This window comes from Kitasatospora sp. NPDC057738 (assembly GCF_042798815.1).
Lineage (GTDB): Bacteria > Actinomycetota > Actinomycetes > Streptomycetales > Streptomycetaceae > Kitasatospora > Kitasatospora lactacystinica.
The window spans coordinates 52,237-60,896 of the sequence record NZ_JBHVJT010000032.1; the positions used below are offsets into that span (position 1 = coordinate 52,237).

General features: G+C 70.2%; 8 protein-coding genes. 4 read left to right on the forward strand and 4 right to left on the reverse strand.

Features of this window, described 5'->3' with window-relative positions:
- Nucleotides 1-74: 74 nt before the first annotated feature.
- The 4 genes from ACFVGO_RS19120 to ACFVGO_RS19135 form a co-directional block, all read right to left on the reverse strand.
- Nucleotides 75-311, reverse strand: coding sequence for a DUF5988 family protein (locus ACFVGO_RS19120; RefSeq protein WP_359901022.1), 237 nt, complete (start codon nucleotides 309-311; stop codon nucleotides 75-77).
- 341 nt (nucleotides 312-652) lie between these two features.
- Entirely contained in the window at nucleotides 653-1,738 is a 1,086-nt protein-coding gene (locus tag ACFVGO_RS19125; RefSeq protein ID WP_359901025.1) for a response regulator, read from the reverse strand.
- A 271-nt stretch (nucleotides 1,739-2,009) separates the two neighbouring features.
- A complete protein-coding gene (locus ACFVGO_RS19130) occupies nucleotides 2,010-2,474 on the reverse strand; it encodes a HEAT repeat domain-containing protein (protein WP_380633013.1) in 465 nt (154 codons plus the stop codon).
- The gene (locus ACFVGO_RS19135; protein ID WP_380633015.1) at nucleotides 2,471-4,282 is read right to left on the reverse strand and encodes a glycoside hydrolase family 15 protein; all 1,812 of its coding nucleotides are present in this window, start codon (nucleotides 4,280-4,282) and stop codon (nucleotides 2,471-2,473) included. The genes ACFVGO_RS19130 and ACFVGO_RS19135 overlap by 4 nt, the downstream gene beginning before the upstream one ends.
- A gap of 478 nt (nucleotides 4,283-4,760) precedes the next feature.
- Between ACFVGO_RS19135 and ACFVGO_RS19140 the strand changes: the two genes are divergently transcribed.
- The 4 genes from ACFVGO_RS19140 to ACFVGO_RS19155 all read left to right on the forward strand — a co-directional run bounded on the left by ACFVGO_RS19140 (nucleotide 4,761) and on the right by ACFVGO_RS19155 (nucleotide 8,420).
- On the forward strand, nucleotides 4,761-5,567 hold the full coding sequence (locus ACFVGO_RS19140) for a class I SAM-dependent methyltransferase (protein WP_380633017.1): 807 nt from the start codon (nucleotides 4,761-4,763) through the stop codon (nucleotides 5,565-5,567).
- A gap of 208 nt (nucleotides 5,568-5,775) precedes the next feature.
- Nucleotides 5,776-6,441: a DedA family protein gene (locus ACFVGO_RS19145; protein ID WP_380544087.1), complete on the forward strand. Its 666-nt coding sequence runs from the start codon at nucleotides 5,776-5,778 to the stop codon at nucleotides 6,439-6,441.
- Nucleotides 6,442-6,600: 159 nt separating this feature from the next.
- Nucleotides 6,601-7,272, forward strand: a complete 672-nt coding sequence (locus ACFVGO_RS19150) for an O-methyltransferase (RefSeq protein WP_359901040.1) — start codon at nucleotides 6,601-6,603, stop codon at nucleotides 7,270-7,272.
- 248 nt (nucleotides 7,273-7,520) lie between these two features.
- On the forward strand, nucleotides 7,521-8,420 hold the full coding sequence (locus tag ACFVGO_RS19155; RefSeq protein ID WP_359901043.1) for a Gfo/Idh/MocA family oxidoreductase: 900 nt from the start codon (nucleotides 7,521-7,523) through the stop codon (nucleotides 8,418-8,420).
- Nucleotides 8,421-8,660 lie beyond the last annotated feature (240 nt).

The following is an 8,660-nucleotide window of genomic DNA, read 5'->3' on the forward strand; positions in this document are numbered from 1 at the left end:
CGACGGGTGCCGCGGTCGACGGATGCCGCACGGGTCGATCCCGGGCGCGCGGCCGCGGTGTGACGGTCGGTGTGCTACTCGGCTATCGACGTGCTGTAGGTCCAGCTGAACACCGGCAGCAGCCGGCCGTCGACGTACTCGGTTCCGCCGTTCTGCTCGAAGTGGTGGTGCTGCCCGTAACGGGTCACGACCACCTGGGCGCCGGACATGGCCGTCGAATGATCCGACGAGGCGTTGGGCAGGATCTCCGGCCGCCCTTCCAGGACGACGTCGCGCTCGGCTCCGCCGGAATCTGTGACATGAATTCGCATGGACATTCTGTGGCCACCCTGGATGTTGGACCGACAAGGGCGAGTGATTGCGAAGAGTTATCGCTCCAGGTTCTCCGACCGGGTTTCCCGGGCCCGGTCGGGCTCGGTGGATACCCTCGGTCATGATTTTGCGTTCTGCTGACGCACCAAATCTTCGGAAACTGCTCGATATGTCACAAGTACAGCACGCCTGATCTGTCGGTGCAAGAAGTTCCGGGCCCGGGGTTGATGGAAAGTTTTATGGATGAAAAATACACGATCATTCGGGGTTGCTCGCGGCGGGCCAGGGGGGGGAGGTGTTCTCCTTCTGTCATCCGGCGGCCGTTCTGGGGCGCTGTGCCTCAGGAGTCCTGGCCGAAATCCTCTTTCCGGCGGCAGCCCCAGACCCCGACGGTCGACCGCTTCCCGCGGAGCGGCAGGTCCCCGACGAAGACGAGGTCGTCCGGAGGGCTGCTCAGCATCGAGTAGGTCTCGCCGGACAGCAGAATCGCGTGCGAGGCATCCTTCGTCATCTGTTCGAGACGCGAGGCCGTGTTCGTGGTGTCGCCGACCGCCGCGTACTCCAGGCGGCGGGCGGATCCGACCGTGCCGGACATCACCGGCCCGCTGTTCAGGCCGATCCCGATGCGGAACCCCGTGCCCAGTCCTTCCTGCCGCAGCCACGCGTTGAAGGCGGGCAGGGCGTCCCGGTCCATCGTCCTGGCCGCCGCCAGGGCGAGGTCGGCGTGGAACTCCTGCTCGATCGGTGCCCCGAAGGCGGCCATGATCCCGTCGCCCAGATAGGACACCAGGGTTCCGCCGTGGTCGAGAATGACGTCGCTCATCGAGCCGAGGTACTGGTTGAGGGTGCTGATGACCAGGTCCGGAGCGCTGTCCTCGGCCCAGGAGGTGAAGCCGCGGAGGTCGGCGAACATGATCGTCGCGGTGCGCTTCTCCCCCTTCAGCCTGAGGTCCTCGTCGACCTGCAGGAGGACCTTGTCGACGATGGGCGGGGGGATGAACCGGGCGAACATCCCGCGGATCCGGTCCTGCTCCAGGTCGTGCAGCCGCTTCCGGTTGAGGCTCGCGTCGATGCGCGCTCGGAGAAGGACCTTGTTGGCCGGTTTCGGAATGTAGTCGGCCGCACCGAGGCTGATCGCCTTGACGATGCTGTCCATGTCTTCGACCCCCGAAATCATGATGACCGGAATATCGCGCGTCGCGACGTCCTTCTGGACGTGCTCCAGCACACTGAAACCGTCCATCCCGGGCATTTCGATGTCCAGCAGAACGGCATCCACGTCTTTCGTCGACAGGAGGTCGCAGGCCGCTTGGCCGTCCTCCGCGGTGATCGCCAGATACCCTTCCATTTCGACGAGCCTGGTGAGGAGCATCCGGTTGACGGGATCGTCGTCCACCACCAGGACGCATGGCTGGTCAAATTTCATGTCGAAGCCTCCCTGCAAGGATTTCGGCACCCCGCAGGATCCGGGCGTACGAGTGCCCGGTCAATAGCCCGCCACCGTGCTCGTTTCGCTGAATCGCAGGCCCTGCGATCCGCCGCGCGGCTCGGGTGCCGGATGGCGGTTCCGTTTCGTCTTCGTGCGAAATGAACCTGCCATCACCATTGTTGCGGAAATCCTCCGCAAAGCCAGAGCCGGTGGGCCTGGCCGGTTCGGGCCGGTTCGGTGTTCCCGGGGCGAGGGGGACGGACGGCCGTCAGTCGGCCGAATCCGCTCGGCCGGCACTTCGGACGAGATGGTGCAGGGCGAGCTCGGCCTCGGCGCGGACGCTGGCATCCGGATCGTCGAGCAGGAGCCGAAGGGTCCGAACGGCTGCCGAGCTGTCCGCCCGCTGATAGTCGAGGCGGCCCAGGGACCAGGCCACCAGGCTGCGAACGAAGCCGGCGGGGTCGGAGCTCTCCGCCGAAAGGGCGCGGACGACGTCCTCCTCCCGTTCGGGATCCGCCCGCGCGAGAGCCGCCGCCGCCCACACCCGGACGAAGCTGAGCGGGTCGCCCAGTGCCGCCTCCAGCAGGGGCACCGCGTCGGCCGAACCGGTCTCTCCCAACGCGTACGCGCCCAGCCGACGTTCGGTCGGATCGTCGCTCCGGGCGAGGGCCGCCCAGGAGGCGGTCGGCCGGCCCAGGTACTCGCCGCTCCCCGAACGCTCGTCCCCGTTCATACCGTGCCTCCGCCCAGGGCCCGGTCGAGGGTGCAGGCGGCGCTGATCAGGCTCAGGTGGGTGAGTGCCTGTGGATAGTTGCCGGCGCCCTCTCCGGTTTCCGAGGTCTCCTCCGCGAAGAGGCCGAGGTGATTGGCGTGGGTGAGCATCTTCTCGAACAGGAACCTCGCCTGTTCGACCTGGCCGGCGAGAGCCATCGCTTCGACGAGCCAGAACGTGCAGATGTTGAACGTCCCTTCGTTCCCCTGAAGGCCGTCACCCGCGGCCGTGCTCACCTCGTACCGGTACACCAGGCTGTCCGACGAGAGGTCCTCCACGATGCTGCTCAGGGTGCCCAGCATTCTCGGGTCCTTCGGTGAAATGAAGCCGACCATCGGCATGGTGAGGATGCTGGCGTCCAGGGCGCTCGCCCCGAAGCACTGCACGAAGGTGCCGCGTTCGGCGTCGTAGCCCTCCCGCATGATCGTCCTGAAGATCTCGTCGCGAGCGGCCGTCATGCGACCGCTGTCCAGCGGGAAGCCGCGGCGCGTGGAAATCCGCAAGGTCCGGTCCAGGGCCACCCAGCACTGCAGCTTCGAATGGACGAAGTGCTGCTTCCGGCCCCGGATCTCCCATATTCCTTCGTCAGGCCGGTGCCAGTTGGACGCGACCCACTCGGCCATGCGTTCCAGGTGCCGCCACAGATCGTAGGAGATGTGGCAGACGCGTGCGTCGAAGATCTCGATCGCCGTGAGCAACTCGCCGTAGATGTCCAGCTGGAGCTGCTGCGACGCCCCGTTCCCGATGCGCACCGGCCGCGAATCCCGGTATCCCTGAAGGTGGTCGAGGACGATTTCGTCGAGCCGGGAACTCCCGTCGACCCGGTACATGAGTTTCAGCGGACTTCCCTCCCCGGTCTCCTTCGCGCGTTCCTCCAGCCACCCCATGAAACGGATGGTCTCCTCGGTGAACCCGAGTTGCATGAACGCCGAGAGGGTCAGGGCCGCGTCCCGTATCCAGGTGAAGCGGTAGTCCCAGTTCCGGTCCCCTCCCACCTCCTCGGGAATGCTGGTGGTCGGGGCCGCGACGATCGCGCCGGTCGGGTCGTGGGTCAGGAGCTTCAAGGTGAGGGCGGAGCGCCACACCATCTCCCGCCACCGGCCGGTGTAGGTGCACTGGCCGAGCCAGGCCTTCCAGTAGTCGATGGTGCGGTGCAGGAGGTCCTGCCCCGTCAGCCGCGCTTCGAGCAGGTCGCCCGCACCGCCGGCGCCCTCCACCTGGCGCAGGAGGAAGGTGGCCTCCTCGCCCTCGTGCAGGGTGAACTCGACGCAGACCCCGTCGTCCACGGTGGCGAGCGGGAACCTGCTGGTGAGGGCGATGGAGAAATCGCCGCCGTGGAAAACGGCTCCGCGTCCCTCCTGGGTGATTTCATGTCCCTTTCGGGCGAAATCGAAGGCAGGCAGGCAATCGAGGCGGAAGGAAATGCTGCCGCGCACCGCCTTGGCTATGCGGACGATCTGATGAGACTTCACGTCGGAATCCGAGCGTTTGACCGGCATGAAGTCGACCAATTCGCCCACGCCTTCCGTGCTCAGGAAACGCGTGATCAGGACGGCGGTGTCGGGCATGTACATCTGCTGGCGACGCCCCGGCAGTGTCGGCGATATTTTGAAATATCCTCCCCGCCGGTCGTCGACCAGGCGGGCGAACACGCTCGGTGAATCGAATCTGGGAAGGCAGCACCAGTCGATGGAACCGTCCGTACCGACCAGGGCCGCCGTGTGCATGTCCCCGATCAGCCCGTAACTCTCAATCGGTTTGTAGCTCATGCCGGTTCCTGTTTGGCTTCGAGCTGAACATGATTCAATCATGCTCTGCCGGGACCTCGGCTGCCAGCCGTACGGCCGCCTCTTCGGCGGCCGGGCCCGCTCCGCGGCCTGTACCCCGCGTGGAACAACTCGGCCTCCACGGTGGGCCGGTGGCTGCCCGGGGCGATCCCGCGGACCGCCCAGCCCGGCCGTGGACCGCCCGCCCTGCCCGCGCCGCCGCCGGTCGCTCCGGCGCCCGCTCCCGGCTGTTCGCCCGGGCCGACGAGGTTGAGCACGGAGGCGGACCGTACCCGGGCCTCGACCGTCCCGTCCCGGTCCGTTGCGCCGTTGCGTCGGCGCGTCGACGGGACGGGAGGGACGGACGGGGTGTCAGAATCGGCGGGTTCATGCCCATGACGGGAACGCGGCCGGAACACCGGCCGGAACGCGGCGGGACCACGGCGGAGACGCGACGGGACCAGGTCCGAAGGAGCGAGCGATGAGTGGCGGGGTGCGGCCGGAGCTGGGACAGGTGTCGGAGACGGCGCTGTGGACGCTGTGGCACCGGGCGGTGGAGGCGCGGCGGCCGGACACCGTGCTGCCGGACCCGAAGGCGGTCGAGCTGGTGGGCCGGATCGACTACCCGTTCGCGACGCGGTTCGGGGAGAACGCCTTGGTGAGCCAGCTCCAGGCGCTGCGGGCGGCCTGCTTCGACCGGGAGGTGTCCGACTTCCTGACCCGCTGCCCGCGCGGCACCGTGGTCGGGCTCGGGGACGGCCTGGAGACCCAGGCCTGGCGGGTCGACAACGGCCGGGCGAACTGGCTGTCGGTGGACCTGGCGGAGACCGCCGCGCTGCGTCGGCAGCTGCTGCCGCCGGACGAGCGGCACCGGATCGTCGCCCACTCGGCCACCGACCCGGGCTGGATGGACGCGGTGGACCCGGCGAACGGGGTGCTGATCAGCGCCGAGGGGGTGCTGATGTACCTGCGGCCGCAGGAGGTCCGCGGCCTGATCGCGGCCTGCGCCGAGCGCTTCCCCGGCGGGGCCATGGTGCTGGACGCGGTGCCGCGCTGGTTCAGCCGGCGGGCCGTCGAGGGCAAGCTGCGGGACCGGTACTACCAGGCGCCGCCGATGCCGTTCGGGATGGACGCGGACGAGTGCGGCCTGCTGGCCACCGCGCACCCGGGGGTCGTCGACGTGCGGGAGGTGTACCCGGAGGGCGGGCGCCCGCCGCTGAGCACCCTGCTGCCGCTCGTGCGCCGGATCAAGCAGCGTCCGTCCGTGGTCGCGCTGCGTTTTGCCTAATCTTGAAGAAACGCTGGTCAACCTGGAACCATGGTGTCGGGGCGTACGTCGTAACCACGGGTGATCGGCCGGGGGGACAGGCCGCCCGGCACGTTAGGCTCGCTCTGGGGGAGCGGCCTGGGTGCCGCCATCGGACGAATTTGCCGGGACGGGCACGCTGCTCCAGGGGGAGGGCGGCCGGTCCCGTCCTGCCACGGAGGGACTGGCCTTGCACATCGACGCCTGGATCGAGGGGATTCCGCCGACGGCGGTGTACGCCGTTGTCGGTCTGATCATCGGGCTGGAGTCGCTGGGCATTCCGCTGCCCGGCGAGATCGCCCTGGTCACGGCGTCCCTCATGGCGGTCAAGGGTGTGGTGAGCCCGTGGGGCGTCGCCATCTGCGCGATCGCCGGCGCGATCATCGGCGACTCGATCGGCTACTCGATCGGGCGCAAGGGGGGCAAGCCGCTCTTCGAGAAGCTGGGACGCAAGTTCCCCAAGCACTTCGGGCCCTCCCACCTGGCCACCGCCGAGCGCTCGTTCCAGAAGTGGGGCATGTGGGCGGTCTTCTTCGGCCGCTTCATCGCCCTGCTGCGCATCTTCGCCGGTCCGCTCGCGGGCGCGCTGAAGATGCCGTACTGGAAGTTCCTGATCGCCAACGTGCTGGGCGGCGTGGTCTGGGCCGGCGGTACGACGCTGCTGGTCTACAAGGTCGGCAAGAGCATCGAGCCCTGGCTGGCCCGGTTCTCGTGGGCGGGCCTGGGGGCGGCGCTGGTGATCGGCCTGCTGTCGGCCTGGATCATGAAGCGCCGCGCCGCCAAGACGCACGCCAGGATCGAGGCGGAGGAGGCGGCCAAGGCCGCCGCCGCGGCGAAGGAGCCGGTCGCCGACTGACCACCCCGCCGACCGGCCCCCCGGTCGGCCCCCCGGCAGGGTCCCGGTCGATCGTCCGACCGGTCCCGGACCGGTCGTCCACCACCACCGTCGTGGTGCCCTCGGGCCCTCGGAGTAGCATCGGTCGGGTACTGCCGATCTTGCACTCCGGAGGGCCCGATGTCTTCGCAGCCGACCTGGGACGCCGTGGACGCCTACTTCTCCGAGCGGCTGGTCGGACACGACCCGGTGCTGGAGCAGGCCACGGCCGCCGCCCGCGCGGCCGGACTGCCGAACATCGCGGTGGCCCCCAACCAGGGCAAGCTGCTGCACCTGCTGGCGCTGACCCTGGGCGCGAAGCGGATCCTGGAGGTCGGCACGCTCGGCGGCTACAGCGCCATCTGGCTGGCCCGGGCGCTGCCCGCGGACGGCACCCTGATCACCCTGGAGCTCGACCCCCGGCACGCCGAGGTCGCCCGGGGGAACCTGGCGGCCGCCGGGCTGGCCGGGGTCGCCGAGGTGCGGGTGGGCCGGGCCGCGGACTCGCTGGCCGAACTGGTGGAGCAGGGCGCGGACCCCTTCGACCTGGTCTTCATCGACGCCGACAAGCCGAGCAACCCGGAGTACTTCCGCCGGGCGCTCCAACTGACCCGACCGGGCTCGCTGATCATCGTCGACAACGTGGTGCGCGGCGGCGCGGTCGCCGACCCGGCCGGCACCGACCCGGCGGTGGTCGGCACCCGGGCGCTGCACGACCTGATCGCGGCCGAGCCGAGCGTCACCGCGACCTCGGTGCAGACGGTCGGCAGCAAGGGCTACGACGGCTTCACCCTGGCCCGCGTCCAGGGCTGAAAATCCAGGGCTGAAAGTCCGGGGCCGAACGTCCAGCGCTGAACGTCCGGGGCCGAACGTCCGGGGCCGAAAGTCCAGGGCCGAGACCCGCGCCGCCAGGGCGTCCGCGGGCCCACCCGTACCACCGGCGCCCGTTCGCGCCCACCTGTACCACTCACACCCACCTGTACCACTCACACCCACCTGTACCACTCACACCCACCTGTACCACGCGCGCTCACCCGCGCTGACCGGAGAACGGAGACATCGTGCGGATCGGACTGCTGGGAACCGGCCCCTGGGCGGAGCGGGTGCACGCGCCCGTCCTGGCCGAGCACCCCGGGCTGGAGTTCACCGGCGTCTGGGGCCGCCGACCGGAGGCGGCCGAGGCACTGGGCGCCGCCCACGGCGTGCCCGGGTACGCGGACCTCGACCGGCTGCTGGCCGAAGTGGACGCGGTCTCCATCGCGCTGCCCCCGACCGTGCAGGCGGGTCTCGCGGTACGGGCCGCCGAGGCCGGCTGCCACCTGCTGCTGGACAAGCCGGTCGCGCTGACCGTGCCGGACGCCCGGGCCGTGGCCGAGGCGGTGCGCGAGCACAAGGTCGCCTCGGTGGTCTTCTTCACCGTGCGCTTCGGCGGCGAGCAGATCCCGTGGATCGAGCGGCAGGCGGAGCTGGGCGGCTGGTTCACCGGCCGCTCGGACTGGCTCGGCTCGGTGTTCGCGCCCGGCAGCACCAGCCCGTACGCGGCCTCGCCGTGGCGGGTGGAGAAGGGCGCGCTGTGGGACGTCGGCCCGCACGCGCTGTCCGTGCTGCTGCCGGTGCTGGGCGACGCGACCCAGGTGACGGCGGCGGCCGGCCCGCTGGACACCGTGCACCTGGTGGTGCGGCACGCCGGCGGCGCGTCCAGCACGCTCGCGCTCAGCCTGACCGCGCCGCTCGCGGCGGGCGGGACGGGCATGGAGCTGCGCGGTGAGCACGGCGTGGTGCAGCTGCCCCCGCGCGGCGAGGGCCCGGTCGCGGCGCTGCACCGGGCGCTGGACGCGCTGCGGGCCTCGGCCGCCTCCGGCGAGCCGCACCCCTGCGGGGCGGACTTCGGGCTGCGGGTGGTGGAGATCCTGGTCGGCGCCGAGCGTTCGCTGGCGAGCGGCGGCCCGGTGGAGGTCTGAGCGGTCGACGCGGCCGGGCCCGGGCGGGGACCGGCGGTTCGGAAGGACGCCGGGTAGGGCCCGGCGGTTCGGACGGACGTCGGGTACGGACCGATGGTTCGAAAGGGCGCCGGGGGGGGGACGTGGGTGCCCCCCCCGGCGCCCTCCCTCCGATGCCAAACAGAGCGGGGTCGCGGAAGGTGCCCCCTGGCAGAGGGTGGTTTGTGTTCCGGGGGGGGGCCATCCGTGCCCCGTCCGTGA